The 15809-nt window shown below is 76.2% G+C and carries 12 protein-coding genes, 1 tRNA gene and 2 pseudogenes; 6 read left to right on the top strand and 9 right to left on the bottom strand.

From position 1 onward, the window contains the following. The first annotated feature begins 81 nt into the window (after window positions 1–81). Entirely contained in the window at window positions 82–1509 is a 1428-nt protein-coding gene (locus BMY40_RS24530; RefSeq protein ID WP_218158316.1) for an alpha/beta hydrolase domain-containing protein, read from the top strand. Between the two features lie 41 nt (window positions 1510–1550). On the opposite strand, the gene BMY40_RS24525 is transcribed toward BMY40_RS24530, so the two are convergent. The 6 genes from BMY40_RS24525 to BMY40_RS24495 form a co-directional block, all read right to left on the bottom strand. After that, window positions 1551–2615 carry an NAD(P)/FAD-dependent oxidoreductase gene (locus BMY40_RS24525; protein ID WP_245770300.1) on the bottom strand — a complete coding sequence of 355 codons (1065 nt, stop codon included), beginning with the start codon at window positions 2613–2615 and terminating at the stop codon, window positions 1551–1553. Window positions 2616–2637: 22 nt separating this feature from the next. Beyond that, window positions 2638–3156 carry an isoprenylcysteine carboxyl methyltransferase family protein gene (locus BMY40_RS24520; RefSeq protein WP_093662967.1) on the bottom strand — a complete coding sequence of 173 codons (519 nt, stop codon included), beginning with the start codon at window positions 3154–3156 and terminating at the stop codon, window positions 2638–2640. Then, the gene (locus tag BMY40_RS24515; RefSeq protein WP_093662966.1) at window positions 3153–4241 is read right to left on the bottom strand and encodes a type III polyketide synthase; all 1089 of its coding nucleotides are present in this window, start codon (window positions 4239–4241) and stop codon (window positions 3153–3155) included. The genes BMY40_RS24520 and BMY40_RS24515 overlap by 4 nt, the downstream gene beginning before the upstream one ends. Further along, complete coding sequence (locus tag BMY40_RS24510; protein WP_093662965.1) at window positions 4238–5419, bottom strand: NAD(P)/FAD-dependent oxidoreductase; 1182 nt, start codon at window positions 5417–5419, stop codon at window positions 4238–4240. The genes BMY40_RS24515 and BMY40_RS24510 overlap by 4 nt, the downstream gene beginning before the upstream one ends. Continuing rightward, a complete protein-coding gene (locus BMY40_RS24505) occupies window positions 5419–6255 on the bottom strand; it encodes a UbiA family prenyltransferase (RefSeq protein ID WP_245770299.1) in 837 nt (278 codons plus the stop codon). The genes BMY40_RS24510 and BMY40_RS24505 overlap by 1 nt, the downstream gene beginning before the upstream one ends. Before the next feature lie 504 nt (window positions 6256–6759). Continuing rightward, window positions 6760–8175 carry an aminotransferase-like domain-containing protein gene (locus BMY40_RS24495; protein WP_093662963.1) on the bottom strand — a complete coding sequence of 472 codons (1416 nt, stop codon included), beginning with the start codon at window positions 8173–8175 and terminating at the stop codon, window positions 6760–6762. 53 nt (window positions 8176–8228) lie between these two features. Here BMY40_RS24495 and BMY40_RS24490 point away from each other — a divergent pair, with 53 nt between their 5' ends. Beyond that, the gene (locus BMY40_RS24490; RefSeq protein ID WP_218158315.1) at window positions 8229–9110 is read left to right on the top strand and encodes a DMT family transporter; all 882 of its coding nucleotides are present in this window, start codon (window positions 8229–8231) and stop codon (window positions 9108–9110) included. Between the two features lie 63 nt (window positions 9111–9173). Then, window positions 9174–9247 (top strand) — tRNA-Met (locus tag BMY40_RS24485). 70 nt (window positions 9248–9317) lie between these two features. Here the strand turns inward: BMY40_RS24485 and BMY40_RS24480 are convergent. Then, window positions 9318–10190 (bottom strand): CAP domain-containing protein, encoded by an 873-nt coding sequence (locus tag BMY40_RS24480; protein ID WP_093662962.1) that lies wholly within the window; start codon window positions 10188–10190, stop codon window positions 9318–9320. Window positions 10191–10535: 345 nt separating this feature from the next. On the opposite strand from BMY40_RS24480, the gene BMY40_RS24475 reads away from it, so the two are divergent. After that, complete coding sequence (locus tag BMY40_RS24475) at window positions 10536–12137, top strand: PH domain-containing protein (protein ID WP_093663037.1); 1602 nt, start codon at window positions 10536–10538, stop codon at window positions 12135–12137. 88 nt (window positions 12138–12225) lie between these two features. On the opposite strand, the pseudogene BMY40_RS24470 reads toward BMY40_RS24475, so the two are convergent. Further along, a pseudogene (locus BMY40_RS24470) lies at window positions 12226–12853 on the bottom strand (GNAT family N-acetyltransferase). A gap of 156 nt (window positions 12854–13009) precedes the next feature. Between BMY40_RS24470 and BMY40_RS24465 the strand changes: the two are divergent. Further along, window positions 13010–13702, top strand: a complete 693-nt coding sequence (locus tag BMY40_RS24465; protein WP_093662961.1) for a TetR/AcrR family transcriptional regulator — start codon at window positions 13010–13012, stop codon at window positions 13700–13702. 166 nt (window positions 13703–13868) lie between these two features. Further along, window positions 13869–15503 carry an MDR family MFS transporter gene (locus BMY40_RS24460; protein ID WP_177214124.1) on the top strand — a complete coding sequence of 545 codons (1635 nt, stop codon included), beginning with the start codon at window positions 13869–13871 and terminating at the stop codon, window positions 15501–15503. A gap of 138 nt (window positions 15504–15641) precedes the next feature. Here the strand turns inward: BMY40_RS24460 and BMY40_RS27605 are convergent. Next, window positions 15642–15809, bottom strand: a pseudogene (locus BMY40_RS27605) (recombinase RecA); the annotation flags it as partial.

Below are 15809 nucleotides of genomic sequence, written 5' to 3'. Positions count from 1 at the left end.
TGGGCCCCGGCCCCGCACCGGCCATCCTCTTCGGGGACGGGCGGGCATACGGCCCCGCCCGGGAAGAGGAGCCGGACGCATATGAGCACATGGCGCAGAACGTCGCGGATCTTACTGGCGGCTCTGGTCGCCGCGGCCCTGACCACGGGAGCGGCCGAGGCCGCCCCGACGCCCGTCCCGGCGGCGACCGGAACGACGGCCGGAACGACGGCCGGAACGGCAAACGGAACGGCGGTCGGAACACCGGTCGTCCAGGGGCCCATCGCCGGTACGGCCCCCGGCGACCCGTCGGCCCCGGACGTGGAGGACACCCATCCGTGGATGTCCACCGTCACCGACCTGGCCGCCGCCGGATACGTGGAGGAGGAGTTCTACCTGTCCGGCGAGGCCGACGGTTACAGCACCACCGGTGAACTCCTCGCCTCCGACGTGCCGTACACCACCCGCGTCATCGTCCGCCGCCCCGCCGACCCCGGGGACTTCAACGGCACGGTCCTGACCGAGTGGCAGAACGTCTCGGCCGGGTACGACCTGGACGCCCTGTGGTCCCCCGAGCAGATCGTGCGCGGGGGGTACGCCTGGGTCGGCGTCTCCGCCCAGCGGGTCGGTGTGGACCAACTGCGCGGCTGGAGCCCCGCCCGCTACGGGAAGCTCGACGTCACCGGCCGGGGCCGCTTCACCGCCGACGAGCTGTCCTACGACGTGTTCGCGCAGGCCGCCAAGGCCCTGCGGAGCCGCGAGGGCGCCGCCCTCCTCGGTCCGCTCCGGGCCGAGACGGTGCTGGGCGTCGGGGCGTCGCAGTCCGCCGCGCGGATGACGGTCTACTACGACCGCGTCCTGCCCCGGACGGAGCCCGTCTTCGACGCCTACGCCCACATCGTCGGCACCGCGCCGTCCCGGAAGGGCGCCGAACCGGTGTTCCACGTGCTGTCGGAGACCGACGTGCGCACCCCGCAACGGCGTGCCGACGACGACCGCTACCGGCGCTGGGAGGTGGCCGGCAGCGCGCACTCCGGCTGGCACGGCCAGGAGTACCGCCGGCCGGTCCTCGAGCGCGACCTCGGCTCCGCGCCCACCTACGCCTGCGACCGGCCGGCGTTCAGCAGGGTCCCGCTGCACCATGTGATCGCCGCCGCCTACGGCCATCTGGTGCGCTGGGCGGAGCACGGTGTGCGCCCGCCGTCCGCGCCTCCGCTGGAGTTCGCCCCCGACGGCACCAAGGCCCGCGACGGACTCGGCCTGGCGCGCGGCGGCATCAGGCTCTCCCAGGTCGAGGTGCCGACCGCGCTCAACACCGGCGACAACTCCGGGGAGACCTTCTGCATCCTGTTCGGCACCCACGTCCCGTTCGACAGGGCCCGGCTCGACCGGCTGCATCCCTCGCACGCCGGTTACGTCTCCGCCGTGCGCCGCGCCGACGCGCGCAACGTCCTGTCCGGTTACCTGCTTCCCGGCGACGCCCTCCGCAACTTCCGGGAGGCGGCCGCCTCCGACGTCGGAAGGCGCTGACCGCCGCCGGAGGGGCGGACCGGTCCCCACGGGCACCGCGTTCACCCGTCCGGCAGGTACGGCCCGTCCGCCGGGGCGCACTCCCCCGCCGGGCGGGCCAGCGCGTCGACGGCGGCGGAGAACAGCCACGGCAGCCGCTGCGCCGCGGGGACCAGTGCCGCCCGGGCGGGGGGCGGCCCGGTCGCCGCGAGCAGTGCGCGGGTCAGCCGGCGGTAGCGCCGGGTGATCCGCCGCCAGTCCCGTTCGTAGGCCGCGAGGTCGCCGCCGGTGACCGCCCGTACCGCCGCCGGCGCCTGTGCCAGCGCCAGCGCGATGCCCTCTCCGGTCAGCGCGTCGACGTAGCCGGCGGCGTCGCCGACGAGCAGCACCCGGCCGGCGGTGCGCGCTCTCGCGCTCCGGCGCAGCGGGCCGGCCCCGCGCACCGGCCCGGCCGGCCGGGCCCCGGCCAGCCGCTCGCGCAGCTCGGGGAAGGCGGCGAGGTGGTCTCCGTAGGGCCCTCGGTCGCCGGTGAGCACCGCCACGCCCACCAGGCCGTCGGCCACCGGGGTCACATAGGCCTCCGCGCCACGGGCCCAGTGCACCTCGACGTGGTCGCTCCAGGGGGCCAGGGCGAAGTGGCGCCGCAGTCCGTACCGCGGGCGCGTCCGGTGCGGCCGGTCCAGGCCCAGTGCCCGGCGGATCGGCGAGTGCAGGCCGTCGGCCGCGACGAGGTGGGCGGCCCGGACGCCGCCGGCCGCCACGCCGTGCCCGTCCTGCTCGACGCCGCGCACGGCGCGGTGCTCGATCCGCACGCCCGCCGCCAGTGCCGCCTCGCGCAGCGCCGCGTGCAGCACGGTGCGGCGCACCCCGCGGCCCGGGCCCGCCCGGAAGGGGGCGCAGGCCCGGTGGGGCCCGGCCACGTACCGGATGCCCCGCAGTGGGTGCCCCCGCGGATGCACCCCGAGCGCGGCCAGGGCGGCGACGGCTCCCGGCATCAGTCCCTCGCCGCACGCCTTGTCGACGGTGCCGGCGCGCTGTTCGAAGACGGTGACCTCGAGCCCCGCCCGGGCCGCGTGCAGGGCCGTGGCGAGACCCGCCGGCCCCCCGCCGACGACGAGCAGGTCCACGGTGGCCCTTCCCCCGGGCATCTCAGGCCAGTCGCGCCAGTGCGGCGTCCTCGGTGCGGACGCGGGCGGCCAGCAGGAAGGCGTTCAGCACGGTGAAGACGGCCGCCGTGATCCAGGCCGAGTGGACCAGCGGCAGGGCCAGTCCCTCGACGACGACGGCCAGGTAGTTCGGGTGCGGCAGGCGGCGGTAGGGGCCGCCGGTCACCCGCGCGGCGCCGGGCACGACGATCACCCGGGTGTTCCACTGCCGGCCCAGGGTGGCGATGCACCACCAGCGCAGCGCCTGCGAGGCCGCGACGAGCACGAGCATGGCCCAGGCGAGCACCGGCGGGACCTCCGGCCGGCGCGCCCACACCTCCACCAGCGCGCCGACGAGCAGGCCGGTGTGCAGCGCCACCATGAACGGGTAGTGCCCCCGCCCGAGTTCCACGCCGCCGCGCGCGAAGCTCCAGGCGGCGTTGCGGCGGGACACGGCCAGTTCGGCGACCCGCTCCAGGCCGACGGCCGCGACCAGGGCGGTGAACAGGAGCTCGCCGCTCATGCCGCACCGCCCGGGGCGCGCAGGAGGACGAGTTCGGAGCAGAAGCCCGGGCCCATGGCGAGCATCAGCCCGTAGGAGCCGGGCCGGGGCGGGCGTTCGGCGAGCGTGTCCGCCATGACGTGCAGCACCGAGGCGGAGGACAGGTTGCCGATCCGGCGCAGCGACTCCCAGGTCACCCCGAGGGCGTCCCGCCCGACCCCGAGCGCGTCCTGCAGCGCGCGGAGGACCTTGGGGCCGCCGGGATGCGCCACGTACCAGCCGATGTCGTCGGCGGTCAGAGCGTGGTCGGCGAGGAAGTCGCGGACGTCGCCGCCGACGTACCGGCGCACCAGGTCGGGGACCGAGGCGTCGAGCACGATCCTGAGCCCGCCGGGGCCGACGTCCCAGCCCATCGCGCGCTCCGAGTCGGGGTAGAGGCGGCTGCGCGAGGCCAGTACGAGGGGCTGGGCGGGGTCCTCGGAGTGTGCGAGCGGATGCTCGGGGCCGACGGCGACCACCGCCGCGGCTCCGTCCCCGAACAGGCCGCCGGCCACGATGTTGGCGACAGAGGCGTCGTCGCGCTGGAGGGTGAGCGAGCACAGCTCGACCGACATCAGCACCGCGACCCCGTCCGGCCGGCCGCGCAGCAGGTCGTGCAGACGGGCGAGACCGGCCGCGCCGGCGACGCAGCCCAGACCGACCAGCGGCAGGCGCACCACGTCGGAGCGCAGCCCGATCTCCGCCGCCACGCGGGCCTCGAGCGAGGGGACGGCCAGGCCGGTCACCGTGCACGACACGATGCAGTCGACGTCGGCGGGGGCGAGACCGGCGTCCTTGAGCGCTTCGACGACCGCGCGGCCGCCGAGTTCGGTGCCGACCCGGATGAAGGCGTCGTTCGCCCGGCCGAAGTCCCCCAGCCGGGCGTACTCCCGAAGCGGGAGCGCGGTGTGCCGGGTCTCGACGCACACGTTGCGGTGCAGCCGCTCGACGACGCCGCGGTCGGCGGTGCCGCCGGCCAGCATGCCGGTGAGGGACTCGGTGATCTCCTCCTGCCGGTGGCGGTGCTCGGGCAGGGTGCCGCGAACGCTGAGGACGCGCGTGCTCATACTGGCTCCCGGATTCGGCCGGTCGGGCGGGCGGATGCGGCGAGCGCCCGGCCGAGGCCGAACGCGAGGGCGGGGGTGAGCCGGCCCTGGGCGAGGCCGAGTTCGACGAGGTCGTCGAAGACGCGCTGGTCGGCCGCGGAGGCGCGCAGGGCGGCCTCGACGGTGCGGCGGCCGCGGGCGAGACGGGCGGCCAGGGCGGTGTGGCGCAGATGGGGCAGCAGGATCCGGCCGGTGGCGCGGGCGTACCGCTCCCCCGCCCGGCCGGGCCGTCCGTCGCGCAGGGCCGCGGCCGCCGCGCGTCCGGCCGCGATGCCGGTGGCCACCGCGTAGTAGATGCCCTCACCGGTCAGCGGGTTCACCAGGCCGGCGGCGTCGCCGGCGAGCAGCACCGGGCCGGCCGGAGGGCGCCAGCGCGCGGTCGACAGCGGCAGATGGTGCCCGACCCAATGCCGCCCGCCCTCGGCCGCCCCGGGCAGCAGCGCCTCGAGCCGTTCGAGCAGCCGGGCGCGGGGCGGAGCCGTACGGCCGGTGCCGAGGGCCTCGCCGTATCCGACGTTCGCGAGGCCGTCGCCGCGGTCGAAGGACCAGGCGTACGCCGGCTGGTGCCGGGTGCCGAACTCGATGACCTGCACTCCGCGCCGCCCGGGGGCGACCGGGGCGTAGCCGCGCAGCGCCAGGGCCATCGGGCCGCGGGGCAGGCCGAGGGAGCGCCGGACGGCCGAGTGGGCGCCGTCGGCGCCGACGACGGCCGCGGCGGAGACCTCCCCGTCCAGGACCACCGCACCGGTGTGCTGCCGCAGTTCGCGGACCCGGTGCCGCAGGAGGTGCGCGCCGGCGGCGACCGCGGCGTCGACCAGCCGGGCGTCGAGGATCCGGCGCGGCACCACCCATGCCGGGCGGGCCGTCCGCCGCTCGGCGGTCAGACCGCCGCGGCCCAGGCGGATCCGGCCGACCGGGGTCCGGTCGTGGACGAGACCGGTGACGCCGACCTGGGCGAGGAGGTCGAGGGCGTGCGGGGCCACCGCGTCTCCGCACGCCTTGTCCCGGGGGAAGTCCGCCCGGTCCAGGAGGGCGACGCGCAGGCCGGGGTCGGAGCGCAGCGCGCCCAGCGCGGCGGCGGCGCCCGCCGGCCCGGCGCCGACCACGGCGAGGTCCCAGTGAGTGGACGGCGGCGCCATCAGCCTGCCGCCACGAGCAGCACGACGTCGAGCAGGGCGACGGCCACCGCGGCCCGGAAGGGGGTGCGGCCCCGCGCGGTCAGGACGGGCACCGTGAGGACGGCCACCGGCACCAGGGCGGCGAGCGCCCAGGCGGGAGGGCTTCCCGCGGGGCCGAGCACGGCGAGCAGCGAGGCCGCGGCCAGCAGCACGGCGGCCAGGGCGCGCGAGGGGCGTTCGCCGATCCGGTGCGGCAGGCCGCGCACCCCGGCGCGTTCGTCGTCGGCGAGGTCGGGCAGCGTGTTGAGCAGGTGCGCCCCGACCCCGAGCGCGGCGCCGGCGCCGGTGGCCCATGCCGGCGCCCAGGCCGTTCCCGGGCCGGCGAGGGTGACCACCGAGGGCAGCGCCCCGAAGGCGCAGGCGTACGGGGCCCAGGACCACCGGGTCGCTTTCAGGCCGAGGTTGTAGGCGTGGCCCGCGCCGGTGACCAGGAGGACGTTGACCAGCGCGCCGCGCCAGCCGGTGAGCGCGGACAGCACGAGGCAGGCGAGCGCGGCCGCCGCCAGGGCGAGCGCCACCGTGCCGACCGGGAGGTCTCCGGTGGCCAGCGGCTTGTCGGCGCGGCCGGCGGCGCGGTCGCGGGGAAGGTCGCGCAGGTCGTTGCCCCAGCCGATCGTGAGCTGGCCGGCGAGCACCGCGGCGGTGACGGTGGCGGCGTCCGGCGGGGGCAGTGCGCCGCGGAGCGCGAGCAGGCCCGCGACGGCGGTGACCGCCAGGGCGGGCCCGCCGTGGGCGGCGGCGAGCAGCGCGAGCGCGGGCGGCGCTCCCGGGCGCGCCCGGACCTCCCCGGCGGTCACGGGCGCCGCCGTACCGCGACCGGCCCGCCGGGGGCCGCGCCGCTCGGTGAGTCGTGCGCGCCGGACGCGCAGGACACGGCGGTGCCGGCCGCTGCGGGACCGGCACCGCCGTACGCGCCCTCGGCGCGCGGGCGTCCTGCGACGGCGGGGCGGGTGTTCCCGGCCGCCCCGGTGACCACGATGAGCATGTGGGATCGGTGCCCGCGCCACCGCCCGCTCACACGGTGCACTCCGGCATCCGGCGGACACCGGCGGCACCCGGACGGCCCACCGCGGACGGCGCTCGGGCGGTGCTCGGGCGGTGCTCGGGCGGCCGGTTCCACCGGTGAGGGCCACGGCGACGGCTCGGGCCCGTGCCCGCGGCCGTGCCCGTGGCCAGGGTGCGTCCGATGCCGCGCCGTACGAAGGCGCGGGCCCGTACCGCCCGGCGGACACGCCGCGGAGGACCGGCCGCCCCGGGATCGGCGCGAGGCGTACGCGCGCCTCGCGGCGTCCCGTTCGACGCTACCGCGTCCGCTGCCGCGCGAGCGCCCGCCCGACGGCGCGCACGCCGTCGGGGAAGGCGCCGGGGTTCGGCCCCGAGTAGTTGAGCCGGAGGTAGGCTCCGGTCGGTTCGGCGGGGAACCACTCGCCGCCGGGGGCGACGAGGACTCCGTCGTTCTCGCAGTCCCGTACCAGCCGTGCCAGGTCGGTGGCGTCCGGCAGCCGGACCCAGACGTTCAGCCCTCCCTGCGGCACCGCTTCGAGGCCGGCGGTGGGCGCGTGCTCCCGGAGCGACGCGATCAGGAGGTCCCGGCGGGCGGCGAGCTGGTGGCGGAGGTTCCGCAGGTGTGTGCGCCAGGCGGGCTGGGTGACGACGTCGAGCGCGGCGGTCTGGAGGATGCCGCTGACGTACATCGACTCGGCCTGGGCGTCGGCGAGGATGCGCGTGCGCGCCGGGCCGCGGGCGACGACCCCGGCGATGCGGACGGCCGGGGAGACGCTCTTGGTCAGGGAGCGCAGGTAGACGACGTGCCCGCCGTCGTCCCGGGCGGCGAGCGGTACCGGGTCCGCGCCGATGCCGAAGTCGTGTGCCCAGTCGTCCTCGATCAGGAACGCGCCGTGCCGGCGGACGGTGTCGAGGATCCGGCCGGCCAGATCGGGCGACCACCGGGCTCCGGTGGGATTGGCGAAGTTCGGCTGGGCGTAGAACGCGCGCGCCCCGGTCCGCACGAACGCCCGCGCCAGTTCCTCCGGATCGGGGCCGTGCGCCCCGCTGGGAACGGGCACGACCTGTACTCCCGTCTGCGCGGCGGCCAGGATCGCGCCCCAGTAGGTGGGCGACTCCAGCAGCAGCGGGCGGCCCGCGCCGACGAGGGCGCGGAAGGCGGCGCCCAGTGCGCTCTGGCTGCCGGGGAAGACGACGACGTCGCCCGACGCCGGCGGCGTGGTCCCGGCCGGCGTCGCGGCGCCGAGTTCGGCCGCGAACCACGCCTGGAGTTCCGGCAGTCCCGCGGCCGGAGGGCGGCTGACGGCGGCGTCGCCGCGCGCCGCGCGGGTGAACGCGGCCCGGACCAGGCGTTCGGGCAGCAACTCCCGGTCCGGGTAGCCCGAGTGGAGGGCGATCACGTCGTTCGGGGTGGTCCGCAGTGCCGTGGAGAGCCGCGGTGCGCGGCTCCGCGGCGACCCGAGCGCCGCGGTCTGCCACCCGTAGTCGTTCGGGCGGGCCACGCGGACCGCGCGGACGAAGGTCCCCACGCCGGGCCGGCTCTCCACCGCTCCCTGCGCCGCCAGGGTGCGCAGCGCCTTCTGGACCGTGACGGGACTCGCCCCGTAGCGGGCGACCAGTGTGCGCGTGGAGGGCAGTCTCGCTCCCGGGGCGGCCGACGCGATCCATTCGCGGAGATCGGCGACGATCCGCGAACTGCTATCGTTTCCCATGACAGACAACAGTAGCGCTACTCTCGTTCAAGCTCCGACGCTATCCCCGTCCCGTGCCGGTCTCGGGTGGGGGCCTCGGGGTCGGGGCGTTCTCGTTCACCGTCCCGTTCACCCGGGCCGCCGTCGAGGGCGGCGGGATGTCACCGCTGTTCGTCGGCTCCGGCCGTGCGGTGATCGCCGCGCTGCTCGCGGCCGCCGTGCTGGCGCTCACGCGGCAGCGTCCGCCCCGCGGCGCCCAGTGGGGCCGCCTGGCGGTCGTCGCCGGCGGCGTGGTCGTCGGCTTCCCCGTGCTGACCTCCTTCGCCCTGACCACCGCCTCGGCCGGCCACGGCGCCGTCGTGATCGCGCTCCTGCCGGCCGCGACCGCGGTGATGGCCGTGCTCCGCGGGCACGAACGCCCTCCGGTCCCGTTCTGGGTCATGGCGGCCGTCGGCGCGGTCGCCGCGGTCGCGTTCGCCTCGCTGCGGGGAGGCGGGTTCGGCGGGCTCCACTGGTCCGACCTGCTCCTGCTCGGCGCCGTCGCGGCGGCCGGCACCGGTTACGCGGAAGGCGGGATCCTCGCCCGCGAGCTCGGCGCCTGGCAGACCATCTCCTGGGCGCTGGTGCTCTCCGCGCCGCTGATGATCGCCCTCACCGTCCTGTCGGTCTCGTCGCGTCCTCCGAGCGGCACTCCGGCCGAGTGGTCCGCGTTCGCCTACCTGGGGGTGGTGAGCATGTTCCTCGGCTTCTTCGCCTGGTACCGGGGGCTCGCGATCGGCCCGATGGCACAGGTCGGCCAGGTACAGCTCGTCCAGCCCGTGCTGAGCGTCTGCTGGGCCGCGCTGTTCCTGCGCGAGCAGATCACCTGGCCCACCGTCCTCGGCGGCGTCGCCGTGATCGCCTGCGCCGGCGCCACCGTGCGCACCCGGCCGGGGCGCGACGCGGGCGCGCGCTGAACTCCCCGCCGGGTCCGTCCGTTTCGCCGGAAGCCGCGGCATGCCGTACAGTGGGGGCATCGCCGCGGGGTGGAGCAGCTCGGTAGCTCGCTGGGCTCATAACCCAGAGGTCGCAGGTTCAAATCCTGTCCCCGCTACTGGAAGGTTCGGCCCCGGTGCCCTCGGCACCGGGGCCGAACCGCTTCCGTGTCCGCGGGCACCGCGCCGCTACGGGCGGCCGGTGCCGAAGTTCTGGGTCCACCACGGGCCGCCGTCGCCGAAGTGGACGCCGACGCCCAGCTCCTCGAAGGCGCAGTTGAGGATGTTCGCGCGGTGGCCGGGGCTGTTCATCCAGGCGTCCATCACCGCCCGGGCGTCGGCCTGGCCGCGGGCTATGTTCTCGCCCAGGTTGCTCCAGGCATATCCGGCCGCCTCGACCCGGCCGGCCATCGTGGAGCCGTCGGGTCCCGTGTGGGACAGCACGCCGGACGCGGCCATGGTGGCGCTGTAGTCGTCCGCGGCCCGCGTCAGCCGGGCGTCGGCGGTGACCGGGCCGCAACCGGCCGCGGCCCGTTCCTTGTTGACGAGCGCGAGCACCTGCGCCTCCGGTCCGCTGTCCTTCGGCGCCGTGTCAGCTCCGGGAGCACCGGCGCCGTGCCCCTCGCCTCCGTTGCCGCCGGACCCGGCGGCGCCTTCGGAGCCGGCCTCGCGGCTCTGCTCTCCCCCGGCCGCCCCGTCCGGTTCCGTTCCCCCGGCGGAGGCCGGGGCGGGGGTGGACGCGGAGGCGGATGGGGCGGCGCTGCGTGCGGGCTTCTCCGGCTTTCCGGCCCTGCCGGCACCGGGCGAGGCGGATGCGCTCTCCTCCGGGGTGGGCGGGGCGGGAGGGGAGGCGCCGCCCGCCGTGTCGTGTGCGGTGTCGGCCGCGTCCGCCGTCACACGGCCGGCCGGCCCGTCCTGTCCTCCGCCCGCGGCCACGGTGAGGCCGGCACCCGCCGCCATGGTGACCACGCTGAGCGCGAGGGCGATGCCGCGCGCCGACGGGGTGCCCTTGGTGCGGGCGTGGGAACGGGGCCGGGAACGGTCGGCTCTGTGGGAGCTCATGCGGGCGGTACCTCGGGGTCTGTCGGGGTCGGCCGGTTTTCGAGGAGGGGGTTCGGTGGGCGCGGTCGCGTCCACCGGCGGTCCTCGGGGGTCGGGCGAGAGCCTAGGCAGGCCGGCGGCCCGCGGAGCGCCGGGGAAGGGCTTCTTCATGAAGCCCTAAGGAAGTCATGAGGTTCTGGCCGGGTGCGCGGCTCCCGGTGGCGCGGGATCCCGGCGCGGGACGGGTGTACGGCGGCCCGCCCGCCCCACGGGGCCGGAGCCTCCCGCACCCGGCAGCGTCGCAGGGCGGAAAGCTGCCGCATCGTGTACAGGAAGTCCCGGCCGGGCGGCGGCAGGATCGCGTTCATGACCGATGCGCGGGAAGTGATCTGCCGCTCCCCCTACAGACGCACCCTGTGGTTCCTCGCCGCCCTGGGAGCGGCCGGAACGGCTCCGGCGGCCCTGGCCGCGGTGTACACGGCGTACCGCGGCGGACCTTGGGGGGCGTGGTCGGGGGCGGCGCTGCTGTCGGCACTGGTGGGCCTCGCCTCGCTGCGCGGGGCCGTCGCCCGGGTGAGCGCCGACTCGTACGGACTGCGCGTCCGGACACTGCTGGGCGAACGGAGCGTTCCGTGGCCCGACGTCGCCGATCTGCAGGTGCGTCTGAGACACGAGGGGAACCCCCGGGTCCAGGAGGCCCGCCGTGTCGGCGTGGTGCTGCGCGACGGGCGCAGGCGGCTGCTGCCCCTGCCGGGCAGCTGGTCCCCCGACGACCCGGACTTCGACGCGGCGCTGGAGACGCTCCGTGCGCTGCACCGCCGTCACGGGAGCCCTCGTTCGGCACATCTGCCGGTCGTCTCGCACCACACCGCCGGGCACGGCTGGATCGGGTCGCTGGTCCTGTGCGTGCTGCTGCTCTCGGCGGCGGCCCTGGTGGCGGAGTCCGTGTCGGCCACCGCGGCCCGGGAGCGGGCGTGGAGGTCGGCCGTCCCGTGCACCTCCGGAGTGCCCGCCGAGGAGCGCGGTGAGTGCCTGACCGTCCTGCCGGCCCAGGTCGAGCGGACCGAGGCCCGGCGGCCCAGGAAGCAAAGCTGGCTGTACTTCTCCGTCGGCCGCCCGATGGAGCGGCTCGAGGTCTCCTACGAGGCCGCCCAGGAGTTCCGGCCCGGTGACCGGGTCGAACTGACGCTGTGGCGGGGCGAGGTGATGGAGGCCGCCGGGGAGCGCCACGTCTGGCGCGAGCACGTTCCCACTCCCGGGAGCACGGCCGTCGTCGCGGCCGTGCTCGCCCTCGCCGCCGGCTGGCCCGGGACACGGGTGCTGCTGCGGCTGCGCTGGCGGCGGCTGCCCGACGACGAGGCCCTCCCGCCGGAGCTCCCGTTCGCGGGTGCGCTCGCCGGCACGGCCCTGTGGGTGCTGCCGCTGGCCTACTTCCATCCCGCAGGCCCGTTCGGCTCCCCCGCCGGGGCCGTGTGGGCGGCTACCGGGTCGCTGGTCACGCTGGGTCTGTTCGCCCGGGCGTGGCGCGCCACCCGCGTCCACCCTCCCGGCGGGGCCCCGGGAGCCGGGAAACCGGCCGGAGAGGAAGCGGAGGTGTTCCTGGCCGCCCGTTTCCTGGAGCACACCGAATACAACCCGTACTCCTTCGGCACCCATGTCGTCATCGGCGGCGGACCGCCCTCGGTGACGCCCCACTCCGGTCCCGGCCGGTTCGCGGCGAAACCGATCCCGGTGGAGCGGCTCACGCTCAAGGAGGTGCGGCGCGTTCGCGGCGGTGACCGTGAGGCCGTCCCCGGCGACTGGCACGTCGCCGAACTCGACGACGCCGGCCGCCCGGTCCGTCTCGCCGCCGCACCCGGCGACCTGGCCCGCATCCTGCGCGAGCTGGAGCGCGCGAGGACCTCCGCCGGCGCCACCGATACCGTGGGCACCGCGGGCACCGGGGGCACTGCGGGCACCGGATCGTGAGCGCCCGCGGCGGCCGGGGGACGGCGCGCGGGGCCGGGGTACGGGGCGGGCGGCGGGAATCCGCGGCCGGTGCCGCGGGGAGGCGCCCCTACCGCAGGGTGAGCAGCACCTCGGCTCCCACCGGCCGGAATCCGGCCGCCTGGAAGGCCCGTACGCTGCGCGCGTTGCCCGCCGCCTGCTGCGCCCAGACCGGCTCCCCGCCGGGCACCAGGTGCCGGGCGGCCCTCGCCAGCGTCCGGCCCAGCCCCCGGTGCCGCACCCCCTCGTCCACCTCGACCGCCGCCTCCCAGCGGCCCGCCACACCCCGGCCGAGGACGACCACTCCGCCGTCGGCCGCCCACACCCGCACACCGTCACGGCGTTCGCGCGCCCGGGAGACCCTCGGATGGTCCGGGTCCGTGATCTCGCGCAGTTCCAGCGGAGGAGCGCCCGGCAGAGGGCCGGCCACCGTCAGCAGGTCGACCGTGTCGGCCGACCGCCCGGTGCGTGCCATGAGCGCGGCCAGGAACCGCGGGTTCATCGTGGCCGCCAGTTCGTCGCAGTCCGTGGCCGCCAGCGTGCCGTGGACCCACCGCGGGTCCTCGTCGGTGAACACCACGGAGTGCGCGGTGAAAGCGATCACCCCGGCGTCGCGGCGGGCCGGTCGTGCCGCCGTCCGGCGGCGGGAACCGTCCCCGGGCCGCCGCGTCCAGTATCTCCGCCAGAGTCCGGCCCACAGCCGCTCTCCCTCTCGTCCTGCACCGGTGATCCCGGTCAGACTGCCACACGCCGGGGGCGCCTCGGCGCCCCCGGCCCGCGACGACAGGGCGGGCGTTCCCGGTACCGGAATACGGCCGGAATAAATTTTTACAGAGCGTGCATTTTTGCCTAGCATGCAAGATGTGTCGGAGAAGAAGGCCTCGGGAAGCGGGCTGCGGGAGCGCAAGAAGCGGGCCACGCGCGCCGCTCTCACGGAAGCGGCGGTACGGCTCGCGGCGGAGCACGGGGCGGAGCACGTCACCGTCGAGGCCATCAGCGAGGCGGCCGGTGTCTCCCCCCGGACGTTCTTCAACTACTTCGACTCCCGCGACGACGCCTTCGTCATGGTCGACGCGGAGTCGGGCGCGCGGGTCCGCCGCGGTGTGCTCGAAGCGCCGGCCGATCTCTCCCCGCTGGAGGCGCTGCGCGAGGCCATGGCGGCGGAGCTGGCGGAGATCGAGCAGCGCCACGAGGTGTGGGACCTCCACGCCAGGGTGCTGAGCGCGTCACCTCGTCTGCTCGCCCGCAGCCTCGCCGCGCATCTGGCCGACGAACTCGGCCTGGCCGAGGCGCTCGCCCAGCGCCTCGGCGGTCCCGCCGCCACCGCCGCCGGGTCTGCGCCTTCCACGACCGAGAAGGAGCGGCGCAGGGCACTGGATCTGTACCCGAGACTGCTGGCCGCCGTCGGCGGCACCGCCGTCCGGGTCGCCGTCGAGCACTGGTGCGCACGGCAGGACCGGATCGCCTTCACCGATGTCTTCCGGCAGGTGTTCGAGCACCTGGCCGCCGGACTGCCCGCGCCCTCCGGAGAGTCCCGGCGGCCCTGAACCGGCGGCGCCGAGCCGCCACCGCTCCCCCGGCCGGCCCGGAGCGCCCCGTGCGTCCGTGCCCCCGCGCGCCCCGTACCGGCCTGTGAGCCCCCAAGCCACCGAGAGCCCAGAGAAGGACGTTGTGACCGCATCGCAGGCGCCTGACCAGGCGTCACCCGTCTCCATGACCAACCGGCAGATACTCCAGGCCATGTCCGGCCTGATGGCCGGCATGTTCGTCGCCATCCTGGCGGGCACCGTGGTGGCCAACGCGCTGCCCCGGATCATCACCGACCTGGGGGCCAGCCAGTCCTCCTACACCTGGGTCGTCACCTCCGAGCTGCTGGCCATGACGGCGACCGTGCCGCTGTGGGGCAAGCTGTCCGACCTCTACAACAAGAAGCTGCTGCTCCAGCTCTCCCTGGGCATGTTCGTGGTCGGCTCGCTGCTGGCCGGGTTCTCCCAGGGCGTCGAGCTGCTGATCTTCAGCCGGGTCGTCCAGGGCATCGGCGCGGGCGGGCTCACCGCCCTGGCGCAGGTCGTGATGGCCGCCGTCATCCCGCCCCGCAGGCTGGGCAGGTACGCGGGCATCTTCGGCGCCGTCTTCGCCGTCGGCACCGTGGCCGGGCCGCTGATCGGCGGCGTCCTGGTGGACACCTCGTGGCTCGGCTGGCGCTGGTGCTTCTTCATCGGCGTGCCGTTCGCGCTGCTGGCGATCGTGCTGCTGCAGCGCACCCTGCGGCTGCCCACCGTCCGGCGCGAGGTGAGGATCGACTTCCTGGGCGCCTTCCTGATCGTCGCGGGCGTCTGCGCGCTGCTCATCTGGACCTCGCTGGCCGGGAACCGGTTCGACTGGCTCTCCTGGCAGACCGCCGCCCTGACCGGCGGCGGCGTGGTGCTCCTGGTCGCCGCGGTCCGCGTCGAGTCGCGGGTACCCGAGCCGGTCATCCCGCTGGACATCTTCCGCAACCGCACCGTGACCCTGACCACCGTCGCCAGCCTGCTGGTGGGTGTGGCCATGTTCGGCGGCACCGTCTTCCTCTCCCAGTACTTCCAGATCTCCCTGGGCAAGTCCCCGACCGTCGCCGGTCTGATGAGCCTGCCGATGATCCTGGGCCTGCTGGTCTCCTCCACGGTCGCCGGCCAGGTCATCAGCGCCACAGGCAGGTGGAAGGCGTACCTGGTGGCGGGCGCGGTCGTCATGACCGCCGGACTCGGACTGCTCTCCACGATCGACTCCGGCACGGGCTTCGGCCTGCTCAGCCTCTACATGGCGGTACTCGGTGTCGGCGTCGGCATGCTGATGCAGAACCTGGTGCTGGCCGCGCAGAACGACGTCCCCGCCGCCGAACTGGGCGCCGCGACCTCCGTGCTGTCCTTCTTCCGCAGCATGGGCGGCACGATCGGCACCAGTGTGCTCGGTGCGATCCTGGCCAACCGGGTCGCGACCGAGATGACCCGGGGCATGGAGGAGGCGGGCATTCCCGCCGACGGGGCCCGGGCCCCCGGTGGCGCGGAGGGCGGCGTACCCGACATCACCGCCCTGCCCGCGCCGGTCCGGGCGATCGTCGAGCACGCCTACGGCGTCGCCACCGCGGACCTCTTCCTCATCGCGACGCCCTTCGCCCTGCTCGCCCTGGTCGCCGTCGTGTTCATCAAGGAGAAGCCGCTGAAGACCACCAGCGGCATGGAACGGCTCGCCGAGGAGGACGGTGGCACCGGCGCCCGGGGCCGGGACGTCCCGGAGCAGCGGCCCGCGGCCGGTGCTCCGGAGGCCGGCGGGGAGACCGGCAGGGAGCCGGCGGCCCCGGTCGGCTGAGCCCGGTGGAGCCGACCGGGGCCGGGAGCGCGGCCTGCGGCCCGCTTCCGGCCCCGGTCGCCCCGCGGTCCTCCGGGCGCGGTACGGCCGGTGTGCCACCGGCGCGGCGGGGTGTGGGCGGAGGTGCGGCCCGGCGGGTCAGAACCCGGCGGCGAGAGTGCGGATGGCGTCCTCCCCGGTTTCCGGCCCGGGCTCCGCCTCCGGCCGTGTCCCGATGCCGAGCTTCTCCTTGATCTTCTTCTCGATCTCGTTGGCCAGATCGGGGTTGTCGCGCAGGAAGTTGCGGGCGTTCTCCTTGCCCTGCCC

Source organism: Streptomyces radiopugnans (genome assembly GCF_900110735.1).
Taxonomy (GTDB): domain Bacteria; phylum Actinomycetota; class Actinomycetes; order Streptomycetales; family Streptomycetaceae; genus Streptomyces; species Streptomyces radiopugnans.
The sequence above is the reverse complement of the archived record's forward strand: the minus strand, read 5'-3'. Positions and strand labels throughout refer to the sequence as shown.

Bases quoted from the DNA above. Each gene is read 5' to 3' on its own strand.
- BMY40_RS24530 (WP_218158316.1), top strand. From the start codon at position 82: ATGAGCACATGGCGCAGAACGTCGCGGATCTTACTGGCGGCTCTGGTC.
- BMY40_RS24520 (WP_093662967.1), bottom strand. From the start codon at position 3,156: ATGAGCGGCGAGCTCCTGTTCACCGCCCTGGTCGCGGCCGTCGGCCTG.
- BMY40_RS24515 (WP_093662966.1), bottom strand. From the start codon at position 4,241: ATGAGCACGCGCGTCCTCAGCGTTCGCGGCACCCTGCCCGAGCACCGC.
- BMY40_RS24510 (WP_093662965.1), bottom strand. From the start codon at position 5,419: ATGGCGCCGCCGTCCACTCACTGGGACCTCGCCGTGGTCGGCGCCGGG.
- BMY40_RS24495 (WP_093662963.1), bottom strand. From the start codon at position 8,175: ATGGGAAACGATAGCAGTTCGCGGATCGTCGCCGATCTCCGCGAATGG.
- BMY40_RS24480 (WP_093662962.1), bottom strand. From the start codon at position 10,190: ATGAGCTCCCACAGAGCCGACCGTTCCCGGCCCCGTTCCCACGCCCGC.
- BMY40_RS24475 (WP_093663037.1), top strand. From the start codon at position 10,536: ATGACCGATGCGCGGGAAGTGATCTGCCGCTCCCCCTACAGACGCACC.
- BMY40_RS24465 (WP_093662961.1), top strand. From the start codon at position 13,010: ATGCAAGATGTGTCGGAGAAGAAGGCCTCGGGAAGCGGGCTGCGGGAG.
- BMY40_RS24460 (WP_177214124.1), top strand. From the start codon at position 13,869: ATGACCAACCGGCAGATACTCCAGGCCATGTCCGGCCTGATGGCCGGC.